Origin of the sequence: Tardiphaga sp. 42S5 (genome assembly GCF_034044155.1) — a bacterium.
In the GTDB taxonomy this organism is placed as follows: Bacteria; Pseudomonadota; Alphaproteobacteria; order Rhizobiales; family Xanthobacteraceae; genus Tardiphaga; species Tardiphaga robiniae.
This window is the reverse complement of the sequence record NZ_CP139027.1, coordinates 866,473-886,170: the sequence shown is the minus strand read 5'-3', so window position 1 is coordinate 886,170 and position 19,698 is coordinate 866,473. Positions and strand designations below refer to the sequence as shown.

Below are 19,698 nucleotides of genomic sequence, written 5' to 3'. Positions count from 1 at the left end.
CAGTCATGGATAGCATTTTCAGGTGCGTTATTTCAGTAGTGCATCGGCAGCGGCCATTCCGGGCTGCGCTCGGTGCTTGCAAGGCTGCGATAGGCCCCACGGAAGAAGACCAACGGCTCGTTGGCCGGATAGGCGCTGAACTTCACCACCCGGCCGACGAAGATCACATGGTCCCCGCCGTCATATTGCGCGTATGGCGCACATTCGAAGTGTGCGAGCGCGCCGGCGATCAGGGGCGCCGCCTCATGGCCCAGCGTATGCTCGACCGCCGCCCACTTGTCGCCGAGCGCCCTGGCGAACTTGTTCGACAGATGCTCCTGATCGCGGCCGAGGATGTTCACGGCATAACCTTTGGCCTCGGTCATCGCCTTGAGGCTGAAGGCCTTGCGGTCGATCGAGAACAGGATCAGCGGCGGGTCCACCGAGACCGAGTTGAACGAACTCATGGTCAAGCCGATCGCCTGGCCATCGGCCGCTTCGGCCGTGATCACGGCGACGCCGGTGGCAAACTGTCCGAGCGCCTGTCGGAAGGCGCGAGGATCCACGTCCGCAGTGGCGCCCATGGTCATCTCCTGATCGCGAAACCTGAACGACGCGCATTAGCTTTATAACAAAGCTATATTATCGAACGAAAGTGCGCGCTGTCAAGCATGGCTGGCCTGCTATCAAAACGCACTGGTTCCAACTTGTTTGTGCGTAACGCCGCCGCTATACGACTCATAGGTGTGCGGGGACCTGATGGCGATTAAGAGCAAATCACGTAAAATGAAGGTAGAACCGACGATTTCGCGGCCACAATTGATGGTCGACGGATCGGATCGGGCTTTCCGCCAATTTGTCCATGACACATTGGCGTTTTCGGCGCGGCTTCAGGCTGTGCGCGGGCAACTCGGCGCAGTGATCGGCCTGTCCGGCACGCAATACACCGTGCTGATCGCCATTGCTCATTTGAGCGGCACGGATGAGAAGATCGGCGTCAATCAGGTCGCCGAGCATCTGCACTTCAGCGGCGCGTTCATTACAATCGAGATCAACAAGCTGGTATCAAACGGCCTTGTTGAAAAAGAGACCGATGAGGAAGATCGCCGTCGCGTCATTCTGACCATCACGCCGAAAGCGCGCGCCCTGCTCAATGAACTGGCACCCGTTCAGCGTCCGGTGAACGATATGCTGTTTCGCAGCATGTCGGCTGCGGATTTCGAGCGAACGCGCAAGCTGATGTCGGAGATGGTGGACGCCGCCGACGAGGCGATCCGGCTGCTGGACTACAACGCACCGGCATCGGTCGCCCGGCAGACCAAATAACCTGCTGTTTGACGGGTTTGTCGCTGGCTATTCTCCGGCGCGCAGCCGGTAGCCGATACCCGTTTCGGTCAGGACGAATTGCGGGCGCTCCGGATCGAGCTCGATCTTTTGACGCAGCTGGCGGACATAAACGCGCAGATATTGTGCGTCGGTGAGCTCGTCCCACAATTCCTTCAGCAGAAACCGATGGGTCAGCACCTTGCCGGCATGCTGCACCAGGACCCGCAGCAACTCATATTCCTTTGGTGACAGTTTCACCTCACGGTCACCCACCTTGACGATGCGGCGCACCAGATCGACCGACAATTCCCCGGAGCGGAATACCGGCCGCTCGCCATGAACCTGCAGCTGATGCCTGAGCGCGGCCCGCATGCGCGCCAGCAGCTCATCCATGCCAAACGGCTTGGTGAGATAGTCGTCGGCACCGAGATCGAGCGCCTGCACCTTGCCGGCCTCGTCCCCGCGGCTCGACAGCACCACGATCGGCACGCTGTCATCGCGGGCGCGAATCATCTGCAGCAGATCATGGCCCTGGATGTCCGGCAGGCCGAGATCAAGGATGATCACGGCCGGTTTCTCCGCCAGTTTCTCCAGCGCGATCTTGCCGTTGCTGGCCTCAAGGATGTCATAGCCCTGGGTGCTGAGGCCCATGCGCAGCAATTTGCGGATCGGCGGCTCATCATCGATGATCAGGACCTTGATGAGGGCGGTGTTCATGCGGCGGTGTCCAGAGCTTCGGAGGCCGGCGGGATAGGAAGGCGGATGGTCAGCACGGCGCCTGATCGGTCGGCGCGATTAGTGGCCGAAATGGTGCCATGCATTGCCTCAACAAAGCCCCGGGAGATCGCAAGGCCGAGGCCGGTACCCGCCCTGACGTGATCGCCCTTGTTGGCGCGGTAGAATTTATCAAACACCTGCTCGAGATCGGCGGGTGGAATGCCCGCCCCCTCGTCCGTCACCTGCAGCGAGACTGAGTCAGCATCGCGCACGGCCCTGATCGTGATAGTGGTGTCATCCGGGGCATATTTCGCGGCATTGTCGAGCAGATTGAACAGCACCTGCTCGAACAGTACCGCATCCAGCTCCAGCATCGGCAGGTTCGGCGCCAGATCGAGCGCGACGCGATGCCTGCTGAGGATCTTGCCGGCCCGGCGCAGCGCGCTGCCGACGATCTCGGTGAGATCCAGCAGCGTTGCATTCGGCACCACGGCACCAGACTCCAGCTTGGTCATATCCAGCAGATTAGCGATGAAGCGGTTCAGCCGCTCGGATTCGTCGATCACCGTGCCGAGCAGATCGGCCTTCTCGGCCTCGCTGAGCTTCGGCGACAGATCGCGCAGTGTGGAGGCCGCGCCAAGCACGGAGGCCAGCGGCGTCTTCAGATCATGCGAGATCGAGGTCAGCAGCGCCTGACGCAGTCGATCGGATTCGACGTTGCGCTCGGCACGGTCCATGTCTTCGACGAGCTGCACGCGCTCGATGGCGAGTGCACTCTGATCCACAAGCGCATCCAGCAACCGGCGCTGATCGGGTGTCAGCAATGGCCCCGTCCGGTCATCGTCGATGCCGATCACACCGATCGGCCCACGACCGGTGCGCATCGGCAGAAACAGCCGCTTCGCACCTGGCAATGTCTCGGAACCACGACCGGCCGGGCGATCATTGCTCCAGGCCCAATTGGCAGCGGCCAGATCCGCCTTGTCCAATTCGTCCTCAGGCGGATATCCGGCCTTGACGGTGATTACACCCTGCTCCGGCAACAGCAACACAACCCGCACCTTCAGCATCAATGCGATCTGATACGCGCTCGCCCACAGCACGTCGTCAAGCGCCGCCGTGCTCGCGAGTTTGCGGCTGAACGCATAGAGCGACTCGGTTGTGCGCACGCGGCCAAAGGCCGAGACGGCCTGGGTGCGCACCCGCGCCGCAACATTGGACACCAGAATGGCGATCAGCATGAAGAAGAAGAAGGCCGCCACATTGGTCGGATCGGTGATGGTGAGCGTATAGACCGGCGGCAGGAAGAAGAAGTTATAGCTCAGCGATGCCACGACGCTTGCCAGCAGCGATGGCCAGAGACCAAAGCGCACGGCGACGCCGACCACGGCGGTGAGAAACATCAGATCGACATTCTCGATCCCGAAGATCGGACGCAGCAGCGTTGCGGCCCCAAGAGCCACCGCCACGACCGCCAGCGCCGCAATATAGGGCTTTGCGTCGAACGGCTCGACGCGATCGGTCATCTGCGCGCGCTTCGCGGCGGGTTCGGCCGGCAGTGCATCACCCGCGATCACATGCACACTGATATTGCCGGCGCGCCGCACGAGATCATGCACCACCGAACCGCGCACCAGCTCGAACCACCACGACCGTGATGCCTTGCCAATTACGATCTGGGTAACGTTGTTGGCATGGGCATAACCGAGCAGATCGTCAGCGATCCGCCGGCCTGCGCCCGGAATCGTCAGCGCCTCGGCGCCAAGTGCCTCGGCAAGCCGCAGCGTATCGGCCAGCCGGTCGCGCTGTTCCTCGGTGAGTTGAAGGCTGCGTCGCGTCTCGATGCTGACCGCCGTCCACGGCGCGTGAAGCCGATCCGCGAGACGCTTGGTGTAGCGGACAAGCCCGGCAGAGCGCGGGTCCTCACTGATACAGACCAGAATGCGTTCACCGGCAGCCCACGGGCCGGCAATGGCATTGGCCTGCATATGAGTGAGCAATTGCTCATCAACGCGATCCGCCGTGCGACGCAACGCCAACTCGCGCAACGCCGTGAGATTGCCGGGCGAGAAATAATGTTCCAACGCGCGCTCGGCCTGTTTGGGAACGTAGACCTTGCCTTCCTTCAAACGCTGGATCAGATCGTCTGGCGTTAGATCAATCAGCTCGATGGCGTCGGCACGATCGAACACCGAATCCGGCACGGTCTCGCGCACTCGCACATGGGTAATCTGTGCGACCACATCATTCAGGCTTTCGATGTGCTGGATATTGACCGCAGTATAGACGTCGATTCCCGCGGCCAATAATTCCGCTACGTCGAGATAACGTTTCGGATGCCGGCTGCCGGGCGCATTGGTATGGGCGAGTTCGTCGACTAATGCGATCTGCGGGCGCCGCGCGATCAGCGCATCGAGATCCATTTCCTCGAGTTGCTGGCCCTTGTGATCAATGCGTTTGCGGGGAAGCACCTCAAGGCCGATCAGCAGCGCCTCAGTCTCGGCGCGCCCGTGGGTCTCGACCACGCCAACCACCACGTCGATGCCCGCCTTGCGCCTGGCATGGGCGCTCTGCAGCATCTCATAAGTCTTGCCAACGCCGGGGGCGGCGCCGACGAAGATCTTCAGCCGCCCGGCGGCATCTTCCTCGCGCCTTGCTGTTTCCAGCAAGGCTTCAGGCGAAGGTCGTTGGTCGGGATCGCGGCGCTGATTTGCCATAAGGCAATATAGTCTCCGCCAGGGCTTGGGCCTAGACGGCCTACTGCGGTGAGGCGGCGTCCAGCGCGAGATTCAAGGCGAGAACGTTAACGCGCGGTTCGCCGAGCAAGCCACCAAAGCGGCCTTCTGTCTTTTCGGTCACCAGCTGACGGACGCGATCCTCCGTCAGCTTGCGCGCCTTGGCGATGCGGGGCACCTGAAACAGCGCACCCTCCGGCGAAATGTTCGGGTCGAGACCGCTGCCCGAGGTGGTCACGAGATCGATCGGCACCGGCATCGACGGGTTCTCTGCCTTCAGTTTCTCGGCGTCCTCCTTCACGCGGTCGATCAGCGCCTTACTGGTCGGGCCAAGATTGGAGCCCATCGAGTTGATGGCGTTGTAAGGCTGCGGCACCGTCTTGGTGGAATCCTGCGGGTCGGGACCCAGGGTCGCCGACGGGCGGCCGTGGAAGTATTCCTCACCCTTGAATTCCTGACCGATCAGGGACGAGCCGACAACCTTGCCGTCCCGTTCGATGAGGCTGCCTTGCGCCTGGTTCGGCATGATCGCTTCGGCAATACCTGTCATCGCGAGCGGATAGGCGAGGCCGGTAATGGCCGTGAGACCGAGCAGCAGAACGATGGCCGGACGAATTTCTCTCAACATAATGTAACTCCTCAAACCAGGTGCAGGGCGGTGACGACGAGGTCGATCGCCTTGATACCGATGAACGGAACGATGATGCCGCCGAGGCCGTAGATCAGCAGGTTGCGGCCGAGTAGTGCGCCGGCGCCGATCGGACGATAGGCGACACCTTTCAGGGCCAGCGGAATCAGCGCGATGATAATGATCGCATTGAAGATGATGGCCGACAGGATGGCACTCTGCGGGCTCGCCAGCTTCATGATGTTAAGCGCTTCAAGCTGCGGATAGAAGGCGAGGAAGATCGCCGGGATAATGGCGAAGTATTTCGCCACGTCATTGGCGATCGAGAACGTTGTCAGCGCACCTCGCGTCATCAGGAGCTGCTTGCCGATTTCAACGACCTCGATAAGCTTGGTCGGATTGGAGTCCAGATCGACCATGTTGCCAGCTTCGCGCGCAGCCTGAGTACCGGTATTCATGGCCACGCCGACGTCTGCTTGAGCGAGGGCCGGTGCGTCGTTGGTGCCATCGCCGCACATCGCCACCAGCTTGCCCTTGGCCTGCTCGTCGCGGATAAGCTGCAGCTTGTCCTCGGGTGTCGCCTGCGCCAGGAAATCATCGACGCCGGCTTCGGCTGCGATGGCTGCAGCGGTCATCGGATTGTCGCCGGTGATCATGATGGTGCGGATGCCCATGCGGCGCAGTTCGGCGAAACGCTCACGGATGCCGCCCTTGACGATGTCCTTCAGATGGATGACACCGAGCAGCTTGCCATCGCGCGCAACCGCCAACGGGGTGCCGCCGCCCTTTGCAATCTCGTCGGAGATCGCCTGGATTTCACGTGCCGTGTCCGACATCGCGGCCGGTTGCATTGCACGCACGGTGTTGCCGGACGCGACGGCGAACGACGCGCCACCGTTGACGTAAGCGAGTATCGAATCCACCGCTCCCTTGCGGACCGACGAACCACCAGCATCGACACCGCTCATCCGGGTCTGTGCGGTGAACGGCACGAAAGTCGCTGACAGTTCGGCCATATCGCGGCCGCGGATGCCGTATTTCTCCTTGGCCAGCACGACGATGGAGCGGCCTTCCGGGGTTTCGTCCGCGAGCGATGCAAGCTGCGCCGCATCGGCCAGTTCCTGTTCGGTCACGCCGCGCACCGGACGGAAGGCTGTCGCCTGACGATTGCCGAGCGTGATGGTGCCGGTCTTGTCGAGCAGCAGCGTATCGACGTCGCCGGCAGCTTCCACCGCACGACCGGACATCGCCAGCACGTTGAAGCGCACCAGACGATCCATGCCTGCAATGCCGATCGCCGACAACAGCGCGCCGATGGTGGTCGGGATCAGGGTCACGAACAAAGCCACCAGCACCACCACCGAGATCGAACCACCGGCATAAGCCGCATAGCTCGGGATCGTCACCGTCGCGAACACGAAGATGATGGTAAGGCCGACCAGCAGGATGTTCAGTGCGATCTCGTTCGGTGTCTTCTGCCGCTCGGCGCCTTCGACCAGCTTGATCATGCGATCGATAAAGGTCGAGCCTTGCGCCGCAGTGATGCGGACGCGAATCCAGTCGGACAGCACCTGCGTGCCGCCAGTCACCGCCGAGCGATCGCCGCCGGATTCACGAATGACAGGTGCGGACTCGCCGGTGATCGCCGCCTCATTAACTGAAGCCACGCCTTCGATCACTTCACCGTCGGACGGGATGTTGTCGCCGGCTTCCACCAGCACGACATCGCCGACCTTCAGGCTGGTGCCCGAGACCATGCGGTAGCTCTTGTCGCCGCTGTCGCTGCCGGTGAGCAGCTTGGCCTGGCTTTCGGTGCGGGTCTTCTTCAGCGATTCCGCCTGCGCCTTGCCGCGGCCTTCGGCGACGGCTTCGGCAAAGTTGGCGAACAGCACCGTGAACCAGAGCCAGAGGATGATCTGGAACGCAAATCCCAGATCGCTTCCGCCGGTGATGACGTTCTTGATGAAGATCACCGTGGTGAGTGCGGCGACGACCTCGACCACGAACATCACGGGATTCTTGATCATCAGCCGCGGATCAAGCTTTTTGAAAGCCGAGCCGATGGCTGGGATGACAATTTTCGAATCGAGCATGGCCGAGACCGGCACCCGCTTCTGCAGTTTCAACGTTTCCATGGACATAACTCCAAATCCGATCAGAACAGGGTGCTGGCGGTCATCGCGAGGTGCTCGACGATCGGCCCGAGCGCGAGTGCCGGGAAGAAGGTGAGACCGCCGATGATCAGGATCACGCCGATGACGAGACCGACAAACAGTCCGCCGGTGGTCGGCAAGGTGCCGGCCGAAGCCGGGATCGACTTCTTCGCGGCCAATGATCCGGCCAGCGCCATGGCTGGCACGATCATGAAAAAGCGGCCGACGAACATCGAACTCGCCAGTGTGAGGTTGTAAAAGAAGGTGTTGCCGGTGAGCCCGCCGAAGGCCGAGCCGTTATTGCCGGTGGCCGAGGTGAAAGCGTAGAGCACCTCGGTGAAGCCATGCGGCCCGGCATTGGCCATGGAGGCCACGGCCGACGGCAGCACCACCGCCACCGCGGTCCAGCCGAGATACATCAGCGGCAACACGAGAATGGCAAGCATTGCCATCTTTACTTCGCGCGCCTCGATCTTCTTGCCGACATATTCCGGTGTGCGGCCGACCATCAGACCGGCGACGAAGATTGCCAGCACGACGAACAGCAGCATGCCGTAGAGACCGGCACCAACACCGCCGACGATAATCTCGCCGAGCTGCATATTGATCAGCGGGATCATGCCGCCAATCGCTGTAAACGAGTCATGCATCGCATTGACCGCACCGCAGGATGCCGCCGTGGTGATGACCGCGAACAGGCTGGAGGCGACAATGCCAAAGCGCAGTTCCTTGCCTTCCATATTACCGCCGGTGAGGCCGAGTGCATTCAGGCCTGTGGTGCCCGAGGCTTCGGCGCCATAGGTGATGGCAACGCCGACAATGAACAGCACGCCCATCACGGCCAGAATCGCCCAGCCTTGCCTGGGGTTGCCGACCATGCGGCCGAACACATTGGTCATCGCCGCACCCAGCGCGAAGATCGAGATCATCTGGATGAAGTTCGACAGCGCCGTCGGGTTCTCGAACGGATGCGCCGCATTGGCGTTGAAGAAGCCGCCGCCATTGGTGCCGAGCATCTTGATGGCAACCTGCGACGCAACAGGGCCAACCGCGATGGTCTGCTTCGCACCTTCAAGCGTCGTCGCATCGACATAGGCGCCGAGCGTCTGCGGAATGCCCTGCCAAACCAGGAACAGCGTGTAGATGATGCAGATCGGCAGCAGCACATAGAGCGTGCAACGGGTGATATCGACCCAGAAATTACCGATGGTGCGCATCGACGACCGTGCAAAGCCGCGGATCAGTGCCACGGCCAATGCGATGCCGGCCGCCGCCGACAGAAAGTTATGTACCGTCAGACCCAGCATCTGGGTCAGATACGACATGGTGCTTTCGCCGCCGTAGTTCTGCCAGTTAGTGTTGGTGATGAAGGAGATCGCGGTGTTGAAGGAGAGATCTTCGGCGACCGCGGACTGCCCGGCAGGATTGAACGGCAGCACAGCCTGCAGCCGCATGATCGCGTAGAGGCCGAGGAAGCCGACCACGTGGAACAGCAGCATGGCAACCGTGTAGGTCAGCCAGTGCTGTTCACGTTTCTCGTCGACGCCACCGATCCAGTACAGCCCGGCTTCGACCGGTCGCAGAACCGGAGAGAGGAAAGTACGCTCGCCGTTGAAAACGGATGTCATGTAGCCGCCGAGCGGCTTCACCAGCGCGAGAACCACAGCGCAGTACAGAGCAATTTGAATCCAGCCAATCATTGTCATGTCAGTTGACCTTTTGAGGTGCGCGCGCTCAGAACCGCTCGGGCCGCAGCAGCGCGTAAGTGAGATAGATCAGCAATGCCGCGGACACGAAGCCGGCGAGCGTGTAATCGAAAATCATGTTGCGCTCCTCACAGCCGCTCGCAAGCATAGGCGTAGCCCAGGGTGAGAATGAAAAAGCCGAGCCCGAGGGCCAGCATGACGATGTCCAGCATGGAATGCTCCTGATGCAATGACTGCGGCGGCACGGAGCAAACGGCTCGCGCGCCCGATGCACGATCAGGTGCCATTCAGGACGTAGGTTTTCGAGATGAGGCCAGCAGCGAACTTATAGGAATCTCATAAAGACGTGGCGGAGCGCGTGCGCGTGCGCCGCTAATCCTCGGGCGCTTATGCAGCCTTTATATCTTCGTGCCCGAAGCTGCCTCGTATTCAAATGACGGATTACGGATATTGCATGATGCGGTCTTCCGAAGATCGCGCTGTTCATGGAGACCCGTCATGTCGTTCATCTCGATTCAGCGAACGCCCCTTTCCGAAGCGCCATCCGAAACAGCTCCGCTTGACGCTACGAGTTTCACCGCGATCTGCCTCACCACCTGCAAGCGCCTGCCGGCAATGCGTCGCACAGCGGAGGCCCAGCGCCTCGATCGCCTGGTCGCTGCCGGCGCCTGGACCGATGCTGCGCTTGCCTTGATCGCGATCGAACTGCCGCGGTGGCAACTGCGTCGGCTCGCTTATGACGAAGGTGAATGGCATTGCGCTCTCTCGCACCAGCGTGACCTTCCTGACTGGTTGGACAGCGCCGTCGAGACGCATCACCCAGACATGGCGATGGCGATCCTGGATGCATTTCGCGCTGTTGTTAGCCGCGGAGGCACGCCGCATCTGACGCAAGCGCCCGTGCGCGTAATCCAACCCACCGATTCCGAGCCGATGCTGTGTGAGAATTACTGTTGAGCGAAGAGGGTCGGTACGAAATGCTGTAACTTAACCGCCGCGAACAGTCTTCCAAGAGTGAGGCTTTCGGCTATGCTCGGCACAAATTCGTGCCATGACAAGCCAGAGCAAAACGTGACAGCAGACAAACCGGCCTTCGTCGCGGTCGATTGGGGCACCAGCAGCTTTCGAGGCTGGTTGATGACCGCCGATGGCAGCGTGCTTGCGGAGACGCGCGGGCCTGAAGGCATGCTGCATTGCGCGGCTGCAGGCTTCGCTCCGGTGCTCGCTGATCACCTTGCCAAACTTGGCGGAATGCAGAACCTGCCTGTGTTGATCTGTGGTATGGCCGGCGCACGACAGGGCTGGATCGAGGCGCCCTATCTGCACACACCGACACGGCTCGACGCCTTGCACGACGGTGCGAAGCGTGTCGACACGCAAGGCGACGTGCGTATCCTACCCGGCATCGCGAAAGCCGACGCCGCGGCGCCCGACGTCATGCGCGGCGAAGAGACGCAACTGCTCGGCGTGACCGAGCCAGGCTTCACCGGTCTGGTCTGCATTCCCGGCACTCACAGCAAATGGGTCTGGATCGAGTCCGGCAGCGTGGTGTCATTCACGACCTATATGACCGGCGAGCTCTTTTCGGTCATCACTCAACACAGCATCCTGAAACACGCGGTGGATCACGACGCACCGTCGCCCGCCGCGAATGACGCGTTCCGCGATGGCCTGCAGCGCGCGCTCGATGCGCCGGTCGGCTTGACCGCCTCGCTATTCAGCTTGCGCGCGGCGCAACTGCTCGGCTTCCAGCAACAGGCCGACGGCGCGGCGCGGCTGTCGGGCCTCCTGATCGGCACGGAAATCGCCGATGCCGGATCGCGCTATGGTGCGCGGCAGCCAGTACGCCTGATCGGCGCCGGCGCGCTCAAGGATCTCTATGCGTCGGCGCTTGCGGCTGCCGGCTTCGAGGTCGCCATCGTCGATGCCGAACGCGCGTCGCAACACGGCCTGACCAAGGCCGCAATCCATCTGTGGGGAGCTCAGTTCACATGAACCAGCCAATCCGTTGGCCCACCGTGAAGCGTCCGCTCGTCGCCATCCTGCGCGGCGTGCAGCCCGACGAGGTGGAGGGCATCGTCGAGACGTTGATCGACACCGGCTTCGAGATGATTGAAGTACCGCTGAACTCGCCCGATCCGTTCGAATCCATCGCACGGATCTGCAAACAATTTGGCAACGACACCCTGATCGGCGCCGGCACCGTCCTCACCGCGAATGACTGCGCCCGCGTCGCCGATGTCGGCGGGCGTCTGATGGTGAGCCCGAATGTCGATGTCGATGTGCTGGCGATGGCGGTGAGCCGCGGCATGGTCACGATGCCCGGCGTGTTCTCGCCGACCGAAGCTTTCCTCGCGCTCCGCGCCGGCGCGTCCGCCCTGAAATTCTTTCCGGCATCGATCCTCGGCCCGTCCGGCATCGCCGCCATTCACGCGGTTCTGCCCAGGGATGTCGTGATCGGGGCTGTTGGTGGTGTTTCCGATCGGAATTTCGCGGACTATGTCGCCGCCGGCATACAGGTCTTCGGCCTTGGCAGCAGCCTGTATCGGCCTGGAATGAGCGCTATCGAAGTGAAGGCGACCGCACGGGCTTCTGTCGCCGCCTATGATCAGGCGATGGCCCGCTAGAAACAGAGTGCAGTGTCTGTTTGCGGTTGTCGCGTGCTCCGCGGGGGACGGCAGGGCAAGAACGTCTCCGCGCCCGCACGCATCGACCGCGCGGCCCCAAACTGTCAAATTTACTGAATTTCTCTGAATATCAGAGACTTAGGAGCACCGTGGTGCCCAGGAAAGGACTCGAACCTTCACGGCCGTTAAGCCACTGGCACCTGAAGCCAGCGCGTCTACCAATTCCGCCACCTGGGCACGTGCGAGGCACGTGGCGCGGTTAGTAGGGGGCCGTTACGCGCTTGTCAAATTGCTTCGTTCAATTCCAAATCCGCTGTACAGGCCTCGCGCGTTGGCGTATCGCGAATTGGTCTAAATTCCCCCGTTTTGCCCTTGCATGACTGACTCAAGGAACTGATCCATGGCTGCCCCCATCGACACCCTCGTTACGGTTTTCGGCGGATCCGGCTTCGTGGGACGCCATGTGGTCCGCGCGCTGGCCAAGCGAGAGTATCGGATCAGGGTCGCCGTGCGTCGGCCGGAACTGGCCGGCCATCTGCAACCGCTTGGCCGTGTCGGACAGATCAATATCGTTCAGGCCAATCTGCGCCACCCCGCCTCGATCAAGGCCGCGATGCGCGACGCCAGCATCGTCGTCAATCTGGTGGGTATCCTGACCGAAAGCGGCGCGCAGACCTTTGATGCCGTGCAGGCGCGAGGCGCCGGCGCGGTCGCGCAGGCCGCCGCCGAGATCGGCGCGCGGATGGTGCAGTTTTCAGCCATCGGCGCCGATGCCGATTCTGAATCGGCCTATGCCCGTGCCAAGGCGGCCGGCGAGCAGGCCGTGCTGGCGGCTGTGCCTTCCGCGACCATCCTGCGCCCGTCGATCGTGTTCGGCCCCGAGGATCAGTTCACCAATCGATTTGCCAATCTCGCCCGGATGGCCCCGGTGATGCCGGTGTTCGGCGCCACGACCAAAATGCAGCCGGTCTATGTGGGCGATGTCGCCCAGGCTGCGGCCGATGCCGTCGATGGCCAGACCAAGCCGGGCGCCACCTATGAACTCGGCGGTCCGGAAGTGCTGACGATGAGTGAAATCATCGACATCATCCTCGCGACCATCGAGCGCAAGCGCATGACGCTGCCGGTGCCGACGGCCATCGCCAAGCTTCAGTCCTATTTCCTGCAATTCGCCCCGGGGGACTTCAAGCTGACGCCGGATCAGGTCGCCATGCTTGGTGTCGACAATGTGGTGTCGGAAGCCGCCAAGGCGGCCGGTCTAACGCTGGATGGCTTGGGTATTGCCGCTGATTCGCTGGAAGCGATTGCGCCACAATATCTCTGGCGCTTCCGCGCCACCGGTCAGTTCGCACATAACGGCATAAACTGACGATATTGTCGTCCCCGCCAGGCACGCCGAAGGCGTGCGCGGAGCGGGGATGACAGCAGAGGGTTTGGCAAAATTCAGTGGCCCAGTGCCAGCGCGATCAGGCCAAGCGTACCGACGATCACGCGCCACCATGCGAACAACGCGAAGCCGTGGCGGGTCACGTAGCCGAGAAAGCTTTTCACCACGATGATCGCGGTGATGAACGACACCACAAAACCGATGGCGATGATCACGCCGTGATCGACCGAGAGATCGGCGCGGCTCTTGTAGAGATCGTAGACGAAAGCGCCGACCATGGTCGGGATCGCCAGGAAGAACGAGAACTCCGCCGCTGCGCGCTTTTCAGCACCGAGCAGCATGGCGCCGACGATGGTCGCGCCGGAGCGCGACACGCCGGGAATCATCGCCACGCATTGCGCCAGACCGATCTTCAGATACATCGGCAATGGAAACGTCGTGGCATCGTGATGTACCGGCTCAAGATCGAGCTGATCGACCCAAAGCAGGATCGCGCCGCCGACGATCAGCGAAAAGCACACGACCCACGGATTGAACAGATAGCTTTTGACATAGCCGCCCGCAGCCGCGCCGATGATCGCGGCAGGCAGGAACGCGATCAGCACGCCGATCACGAAACGGCGCGCAGCAGCGTCACCTTTGAACAGGTTCAGCGCGATATGCCACAACTTGCCGAAGTAAAGTGCAAGGATCGCCAGAATGGCGCCGAGCTGGATCAGCACGGCGAAGCTTTTCCAGAAATTGTCCTCGCCCAGATCGAAGAAGCGTTCCGCGAGCAGCAGATGCCCCGTTGAGGAAACCGGCAGGAACTCGGTGACACCCTCGACAATGCCGAGAATCACCGCCCTTATCGCATCAGACATCATCCGCTTATCTGTCCTTCGTCAGTGTGGGCCTGAAAAAGCCGGGTTCTTCTCGCCTATTCCCTTCATTGCTGCAATCGCAAATACCATCACATTCGCGGGTTGCCTCAGAGCCAAGCTTCGCTAGTTTGGCGCGCGCCGCGTGACACTTTTACCACCGACGCAACCGAGACGCTTTCTTAACGACCGCATAACTATCAAGGCCCGCATGTACACGCTTTACCATCACTCGTTCTGTCCGCATTCCCGCTTCATTCGTCTCGTACTCGGCGAATACGGACTCGACCTCACACTGGTAGACGAGCGGCCGTGGGATCGGCGCGAGGCATTTCTGGCGCTCAATCCTGCGGGAACTACGCCTGTGCTGCTCACCGATGGTTTCCCGCCCATTCCTGGCGCCGGGATCATTGCCGAATATATCGACGAGACCCATGGACCGGAGATGGGCGATCGCCGCCTGCTACCTGTCGCGATGGCGGAACGCATCGAAGTGCGCCGGCTGATGGCGTGGTTCAACGAGAAATTCTTCGAGGAAGCGTCCGGCCCACTGGTCACCGAGCGCATCTACAAGCGCTTCATGAGCGAAGAGGTCGGCGGCGGCGCCCCGGCGATGGATGTGATTCGCGCAGCCACCGCAAATGTGCGCTATCATCTGGCCTATATCGGTTGGCTGGCGCGGACGCGCAATTTTCTGGCCGGTGACCGACTGACTTATGCGGATCTGGTCGCGGCAGCTCATCTGTCGGCGATCGACTATCTGGGCGATGTGCCATGGAGCGAGGACGACGCGGCGAAGGCGTGGTACGCGCGGGTGAAATCCCGTCCGTCGTTCCGACCGCTGCTGAGCGAATGGCTGGCGGGCGTGCCGGCATCGCGGACCTATGTGGATCTCGATTTCTGAGCCCACCCGCTGACGACGACCGCGCCACGCTTCCCGCTGATCTCAAGGACACGCTGACGCGCGAGGCGAAGGCGCTGGGCTTCGATTCAATCGGGATCACCGATCCAGACGCCATCGCCGGCGTGCGCGAACGGCTGCAGGAATTTCTCAACGCCGGCGCCCATGGCGACATGGAGTGGCTTGCCGACAATCCCGACCGCCGCGCCGACCCCAAGGTGATGTGGCAGGATGTTCGGTCCGTCATCATGCTCGGCGTCAATTACGGACCCGACGAGAACCCGCTTGAGATTCTAAAGCAGCGCTCGCATGCCGCGATCTCGGTCTATGCCCGCGGCGACGACTATCATGACCTCATCAAGAAGCGCCTGAAGCTGCTGGCGCGTTGGCTGATCGCGCAGGCGGGGGGCGATGTGAAGGTGTTCGTCGATACGGCCGCCGTGATGGAGAAGCCACTTGCCGGCGCTGCGGGTCTGGGCTGGCAGGGCAAGCATACCAATCTCGTCTCGCGCGAATTCGGCTCGTGGCTGTTTCTCGGCGCGATCTTCACCACGCTCGAATTGCCGCGTGATGCGCGAGCGAATGATAGCTGCGGTTCGTGCCAGGCCTGTCTCGACAGCTGCCCGACATCGGCCTTTCCGGCGCCTTACAAACTCGATGCTCGGCGCTGCATTTCCTATCTCACCATCGAGAACAAGGGCCCGATCCCCCACGAGTTTCGTAAGCCCATGGGCAACCGCATCTATGGCTGCGACGATTGCCTCGCCGCCTGCCCGTGGAACAAGTTCGCTCAGGAAGGCCGCGAGATCAAACTCGCCGCACGCGATGAGTTGCGCGCGCCGTCGCTGGCCGAACTTGCAAGGCTCGATGATCCGTCTTTCCGCACATTCTTCACGAAGTCACCCGTGAAGCGCATTGGCCGTAACCGCTTCATTCGCAATGTGCTGATCGCCATCGGCAATTCAAACGACCTGTCGCTGATGGACGACGCGCAGCGACTGCTCAGCGATGAAAGCCCTGTGGTCCGCGGGGCAGCAGTGTGGGCGTTGTCGCAACTGATGCCTGCGGATGCGTTTGCTGCATTGGCTGTGCAGTTCACCGAAGCCGAACAGGACGAGAGCGTCGGCAGCGAGTGGCGACTGGCCCTCAGTTCGTCAGATGTCGCGCCATCTCCGGCCGCGCTTTGAGCGCAGCGCTCTGCTTGCCGACGATCTTGGCGATGCGCTCCGGCGCGAAATGCAAATCGACGAAAGCCGGTGCCGTATTGGCCACTTCGTGATAGCTCACGATCTTGCCGTCACGCAGCGTCATGATCGCAACGCCTTCGAACATCGCGCGGCCGCCATTGGCTTCCGGGAGTTTCGAGCGATAACTGAATGTATAGCGCGCATAGAGCGTGGTGCCGTCGCTAACGGGCGTGTGCATGTCCCACCGAAAATCTTCCGCGGTCCGGTAGAACCAGTCATCGACCATGTCGGCGATTTTGGCACGGCCTTCGAATGCGCCGTAGAAGACGTCGTGATAGACGCCGTCTTCAGTGAACAGCGCAGCGAAGCTCTGGCCGTCACGCTGTTCGACAGCATCGCAAAATGCGTGCAGCATCGCCGTAGCATCCATCCGAATTCCTCCCGCTGATTGATCGCTCTTTTCAGGCGAGCCTATTCAACGGTGCGGGTGATGCAATCAAAACTCCGCCACAGCCGACAATAGTCGCGCAATGTCCTGCGGGCGCGACAGCCGATGGTCGCCGTCCTGGATCATGGTCAGCACGACGTCGTCGCTCGGCAGCCGTTCGGCAAGGCGGAAAGCGTGCTGCCAGGGCACGTCGGGGTCCTGCCTGCCTTGAAGAATCCGCACGGGGCAACCGACATCGATCGTGCTGCCAAGCAGCAGGTGATTGCGCCCCTCTTCGATCAACCGCCGCGTAATCGGATAGGGCTCGCCATATTCCGACGGGCGCAGCCATTGACCGGTGGTCTCGATCTCCGCGCGGATTTCCGACGAGAAGCCTTTCCACATCAGCTCTTCGGTGAAGTCCGGCGCCGGCGCGATCAGCACCAGACCCTTCAGCGTCGCGCGCCCCACTTTGCCGCGTCGGGCCAGCGCGCGCGCCAGCAGGAGTGCCATCCAGCCGCCCATCGACGAGCCAATCACCACCTGCGGACCCTGGCAGGCCGCGTCGAACGCCGCGAGGCCATCCTCCAGCCATTGGCCGATGGTGCCATCGACGAAATCGCCGCCGGATTCGCCATGGCCGGAATAATCGAAACGTACACAGGCCCGGCCATGGTCGGCGGCCCAGGCATCGAGCGCCACCGCCTTGCCACCCTGCATGTCGGATTTGAAGCCGCTCATCCAGAACAGGCCCGGAGCAGCGCCATCGCGGACCCGGATGGCGATCTGGCGGCGGCTACTGCCTGTACCTGCCGTGATGAAAGTGGGGTCGGTCGATACCGTTGTGCTCATCAAACCATCCTTGTTCGACCCTGAAATGCCGATTGCTGTTTGATTGAGCAGGTCGGGATCGTCAACGTCGATCCCTCAACGTCCATATCATTCCAGGGAACGTCCGCCTCGATGCCGCGTTGCGCTCCTGTCAACCACGGCTTGCAGAACGGGCCGGGAAACTCTATTTGAGCAAGGTCAGCGGTGTACGACGCCTATGGCCTTTCGCGTGACGAAATTGCCTCGTATTTGAGTGATTGACGCTGCGTTGCGTGAGTTTGCTTGCTCCAAACGCCTTATTCCTTCACACTGCGGCCTTCCTAAACAACATTGGAGAGTTACCCATTCGCCGTCCCAACAGAGCCCCGCCCGCCGCAACCAAAGACGGGCCGCGCACCAACGATGAAATTCGCAATCTGCAGATCCAGCTGATTGATCAGACCGGCCTCAACCACGGCACCGTGGAAACCATTGCTGCGATCAAGATGGCGATGGAAGCCGGTATGGATCTGGTCGAGATTTCGCCGAATGTGAGCCCCCCCGTCTGCAAGATCATGGACTACGGAAAGTTCAAGTATTCCGCGCAGAAGAAGGCCGCCGAGGCCCGCAAGAAGCAGAAGATCGTCGAAATCAAGGAGATCAAGCTCCGCCCGATGATCGATGATCATGACTACGACGTGAAAATGCGCGCAATGCAGCGCTTCTTCGAAGAAGGCGACAAGGTCAAAATCACCTTGCGCTATCGTGGCCGCGAAATGGCGCACCAGGAAATCGGCACCAAGCTGCTCGACAAGGTCAAAGCAGACGTCGCCGAATACGCCAAGGTGGAGCAGGACGCGCGCTTCGAAGGTCGTCAGGTGGTAATGGTGCTCGCACCGCGCTGATCGCAGTGCCGACTGACCTTAACGAGGTTGGTAATCAGGAATTTCGGCCCGTCAGATTTCTGGCGGGCCTTTTTTCTTTGGGCGTATTCTGAGATCGTCCGGAGCTGGGCGGCTCAGCCCGAAATGAGGGCGAGTGCACCGGCCAGCGCGAGAGCCGCGGCGAGGCCAGCGGCTGCGAACATCCAGCGGGTGGCGGTCTGAGCAGCAGCATCTTGCTGGATGGCAACCGCCCTTGCGGCGGCACGTGCATTCCGGGCCATTGTCGTCGTCCCTCTGTTTCTCTGGTCCGGATCACATAGGCATCCGGGGCGCGTCGGACCAGTCTGAAGCCATGCGCTAAACAGAGTGTTGAGCCGCGTTAATCGTTGCCATCGGAGCATTCCTCTGCCATAAGCGCAACCTTCGTCGCCCGGCTGATTAAGGGCTGCCGTGTCGACGACTGTGCTGACTTCCCGCAAACGGCGGTTAGTTGAGCATTTTCAACGCTCTAACGAGCATTTTAGCCGACGCAACGCCTTTCGGGGCGCTTTCTGCGTGGCCATAGGAGAGCCAAATGCCCAAGCTGAAGACCAAGTCGGGCGCTAAAAAGCGCTTTAAAGTCACCGGAACGGGTAAGGTCATGGCCGCCCATGCCGGTAAGCGCCACGGTATGATCAAGCGGACGAAGAAGCAGATTCGTCAGCTCCGCGGCACCCGCGTGCTGTTCAAGACCGACGGCGACAACATCAAGCAGTACTTTCTGCCAAACGCCTGATCGCCCTTACGCCGCTTCATTGCGGCGGATATCACCCCTTTTGTTATTTCAGATGAAGGAGATCAGTCATGGCTCGCGTAAAACGCGGTGTGACGGCTCACGCCAAGCATAAGAAAGTCTACAAGGCCGCCAAGGGTTTCCGCGGTCGCCGCAAGAACACCATTCGCGCCGCAAAGGCTGCCGTCGACAAGGCCGGCCAATATGCGTTCCGCGATCGCAAGCGCAAGAAGCGTACGTTCCGCGCGCTCTGGATCCAGCGTCTCAACGCTGCCGTCCGTCCGCTCGGCATGACCTACAGCGTGTTTATCAACGGTCTCGCCAAGTCCGGCGTGACGGTCGACCGCAAGGTGCTCTCGGATCTCGCGATCAACGAGCCGGCGGCGTTCAACGCGATTGCTGAGAAGGCCAAAGCTGCACTCGCAGCCTAAGCCAGCAAAGGCCGCACTGGCGGCCTGAGCTCTCCACTCCGCGTATTCATCGACATTGTCATGGCCGGGCAGAAGCGTTCACGCGCTCCTGTCCCGGCCATTGACGTCTTAATCCCTGTGATACCCGTGCTGTAGAAGCTGGTGCCCGGCCTTCCGTCGGACGCGCAG

Annotated in this window: 21 protein-coding genes and 1 tRNA gene; 10 read left to right on the top strand and 12 right to left on the bottom strand. The window is 61.4% G+C overall.

Annotated features, from left to right (window positions below):
* Window positions 1-32 precede the first annotated feature (32 nt).
* Window positions 33-563 carry a flavin reductase family protein gene (locus SFY93_RS04200; RefSeq protein ID WP_210269356.1) on the bottom strand — a complete coding sequence of 177 codons (531 nt, stop codon included), beginning with the start codon at window positions 561-563 and terminating at the stop codon, window positions 33-35.
* Window positions 564-765: 202 nt separating this feature from the next.
* On the opposite strand from SFY93_RS04200, the gene SFY93_RS04195 reads away from it, so the two are divergent.
* The gene (locus SFY93_RS04195; protein WP_158596735.1) at window positions 766-1,305 is read left to right on the top strand and encodes a MarR family winged helix-turn-helix transcriptional regulator; all 540 of its coding nucleotides are present in this window, start codon (window positions 766-768) and stop codon (window positions 1,303-1,305) included.
* A gap of 27 nt (window positions 1,306-1,332) precedes the next feature.
* On the opposite strand, the gene SFY93_RS04190 is transcribed toward SFY93_RS04195, so the two are convergent.
* The 6 genes from SFY93_RS04190 to SFY93_RS04165 are packed head-to-tail and all read right to left on the bottom strand — an operon-like array spanning window position 1,333 to window position 9,362.
* Window positions 1,333-2,022: a response regulator gene (locus tag SFY93_RS04190; RefSeq protein WP_320446154.1), complete on the bottom strand. Its 690-nt coding sequence runs from the start codon at window positions 2,020-2,022 to the stop codon at window positions 1,333-1,335.
* The gene (locus tag SFY93_RS04185; protein ID WP_320446153.1) at window positions 2,019-4,739 is read right to left on the bottom strand and encodes a DUF4118 domain-containing protein; all 2,721 of its coding nucleotides are present in this window, start codon (window positions 4,737-4,739) and stop codon (window positions 2,019-2,021) included. Before SFY93_RS04185 ends, SFY93_RS04190 begins: the two co-directional genes overlap by 4 nt.
* A 40-nt stretch (window positions 4,740-4,779) precedes the next feature.
* On the bottom strand, window positions 4,780-5,385 hold the full coding sequence (locus SFY93_RS04180; RefSeq protein WP_320446152.1) for a K(+)-transporting ATPase subunit C: 606 nt from the start codon (window positions 5,383-5,385) through the stop codon (window positions 4,780-4,782).
* 11 nt (window positions 5,386-5,396) lie between these two features.
* Window positions 5,397-7,520, bottom strand: a complete 2,124-nt coding sequence (gene kdpB, locus SFY93_RS04175) for a potassium-transporting ATPase subunit KdpB (RefSeq protein ID WP_320446151.1) — start codon at window positions 7,518-7,520, stop codon at window positions 5,397-5,399.
* A gap of 20 nt (window positions 7,521-7,540) precedes the next feature.
* A complete protein-coding gene (kdpA, locus tag SFY93_RS04170; RefSeq protein WP_320446150.1) occupies window positions 7,541-9,244 on the bottom strand; it encodes a potassium-transporting ATPase subunit KdpA in 1,704 nt (567 codons plus the stop codon).
* A gap of 28 nt (window positions 9,245-9,272) precedes the next feature.
* A complete protein-coding gene (locus tag SFY93_RS04165) occupies window positions 9,273-9,362 on the bottom strand; it encodes a K(+)-transporting ATPase subunit F (RefSeq protein WP_081421711.1) in 90 nt (29 codons plus the stop codon).
* Between the two features lie 380 nt (window positions 9,363-9,742).
* Here SFY93_RS04165 and SFY93_RS04160 point away from each other — a divergent pair, with 380 nt between their 5' ends.
* From SFY93_RS04160 to SFY93_RS04150, 3 genes are all read left to right on the top strand, one after another.
* Window positions 9,743-10,201 (top strand): hypothetical protein, encoded by a 459-nt coding sequence (locus SFY93_RS04160; RefSeq protein ID WP_414717059.1) that lies wholly within the window; start codon window positions 9,743-9,745, stop codon window positions 10,199-10,201.
* Between the two features lie 114 nt (window positions 10,202-10,315).
* Window positions 10,316-11,239: a 2-dehydro-3-deoxygalactonokinase gene (locus SFY93_RS04155; RefSeq protein ID WP_414717058.1), complete on the top strand. Its 924-nt coding sequence runs from the start codon at window positions 10,316-10,318 to the stop codon at window positions 11,237-11,239.
* Entirely contained in the window at window positions 11,236-11,871 is a 636-nt protein-coding gene (locus SFY93_RS04150) for a 2-dehydro-3-deoxy-6-phosphogalactonate aldolase (protein ID WP_320446148.1), read from the top strand. Before SFY93_RS04155 ends, SFY93_RS04150 begins: the two co-directional genes overlap by 4 nt.
* A 150-nt stretch (window positions 11,872-12,021) precedes the next feature.
* On the opposite strand, the gene SFY93_RS04145 is transcribed toward SFY93_RS04150, so the two are convergent.
* Window positions 12,022-12,108, bottom strand: a tRNA-Leu gene (locus SFY93_RS04145).
* A 163-nt stretch (window positions 12,109-12,271) separates the two neighbouring features.
* Between SFY93_RS04145 and SFY93_RS04140 the strand changes: the two genes are divergently transcribed.
* Window positions 12,272-13,240 (top strand): complex I NDUFA9 subunit family protein, encoded by a 969-nt coding sequence (locus SFY93_RS04140; protein WP_320446147.1) that lies wholly within the window; start codon window positions 12,272-12,274, stop codon window positions 13,238-13,240.
* Between the two features lie 74 nt (window positions 13,241-13,314).
* Here the strand turns inward: SFY93_RS04140 and SFY93_RS04135 are convergent, their stop codons facing one another.
* Window positions 13,315-14,124: an undecaprenyl-diphosphate phosphatase gene (locus SFY93_RS04135; protein WP_320446146.1), complete on the bottom strand. Its 810-nt coding sequence runs from the start codon at window positions 14,122-14,124 to the stop codon at window positions 13,315-13,317.
* Window positions 14,125-14,329: 205 nt separating this feature from the next.
* Between SFY93_RS04135 and SFY93_RS04130 the strand changes: the two genes are divergently transcribed.
* Window positions 14,330-15,022: a glutathione S-transferase family protein gene (locus tag SFY93_RS04130; RefSeq protein WP_068730287.1), complete on the top strand. Its 693-nt coding sequence runs from the start codon at window positions 14,330-14,332 to the stop codon at window positions 15,020-15,022.
* Entirely contained in the window at window positions 14,971-16,206 is a 1,236-nt protein-coding gene (queG, locus tag SFY93_RS04125; protein ID WP_320446145.1) for a tRNA epoxyqueuosine(34) reductase QueG, read from the top strand. The genes SFY93_RS04130 and queG overlap by 52 nt, the downstream gene beginning before the upstream one ends.
* Here queG and SFY93_RS04120 read toward each other — a convergent pair.
* Complete coding sequence (locus SFY93_RS04120; RefSeq protein WP_320446144.1) at window positions 16,166-16,636, bottom strand: nuclear transport factor 2 family protein; 471 nt, start codon at window positions 16,634-16,636, stop codon at window positions 16,166-16,168. The two genes, queG and SFY93_RS04120, sit on opposite strands and share 41 nt — an antisense overlap.
* Window positions 16,637-16,702: 66 nt before the next feature.
* Window positions 16,703-17,485, bottom strand: coding sequence for an alpha/beta hydrolase (locus tag SFY93_RS04115; protein ID WP_320446143.1), 783 nt, complete (start codon window positions 17,483-17,485; stop codon window positions 16,703-16,705).
* 323 nt (window positions 17,486-17,808) lie between these two features.
* On the opposite strand from SFY93_RS04115, the gene infC reads away from it, so the two are divergent.
* Window positions 17,809-18,348, top strand: a complete 540-nt coding sequence (gene infC, locus SFY93_RS04110; protein ID WP_086936983.1) for a translation initiation factor IF-3 — start codon at window positions 17,809-17,811, stop codon at window positions 18,346-18,348.
* Window positions 18,349-18,461: 113 nt separating this feature from the next.
* Here infC and SFY93_RS04105 read toward each other — a convergent pair whose 3' ends face one another.
* The gene (locus tag SFY93_RS04105; protein WP_176454502.1) at window positions 18,462-18,608 is read right to left on the bottom strand and encodes a hypothetical protein; all 147 of its coding nucleotides are present in this window, start codon (window positions 18,606-18,608) and stop codon (window positions 18,462-18,464) included.
* Between the two features lie 293 nt (window positions 18,609-18,901).
* On the opposite strand from SFY93_RS04105, the gene rpmI reads away from it, so the two are divergent.
* A complete protein-coding gene (gene rpmI / locus SFY93_RS04100) occupies window positions 18,902-19,102 on the top strand; it encodes a 50S ribosomal protein L35 (protein ID WP_068730283.1) in 201 nt (66 codons plus the stop codon).
* A 68-nt stretch (window positions 19,103-19,170) separates the two neighbouring features.
* Window positions 19,171-19,530: a 50S ribosomal protein L20 gene (gene rplT / locus SFY93_RS04095; protein WP_068730282.1), complete on the top strand. Its 360-nt coding sequence runs from the start codon at window positions 19,171-19,173 to the stop codon at window positions 19,528-19,530.
* Window positions 19,531-19,698 lie beyond the last annotated feature (168 nt).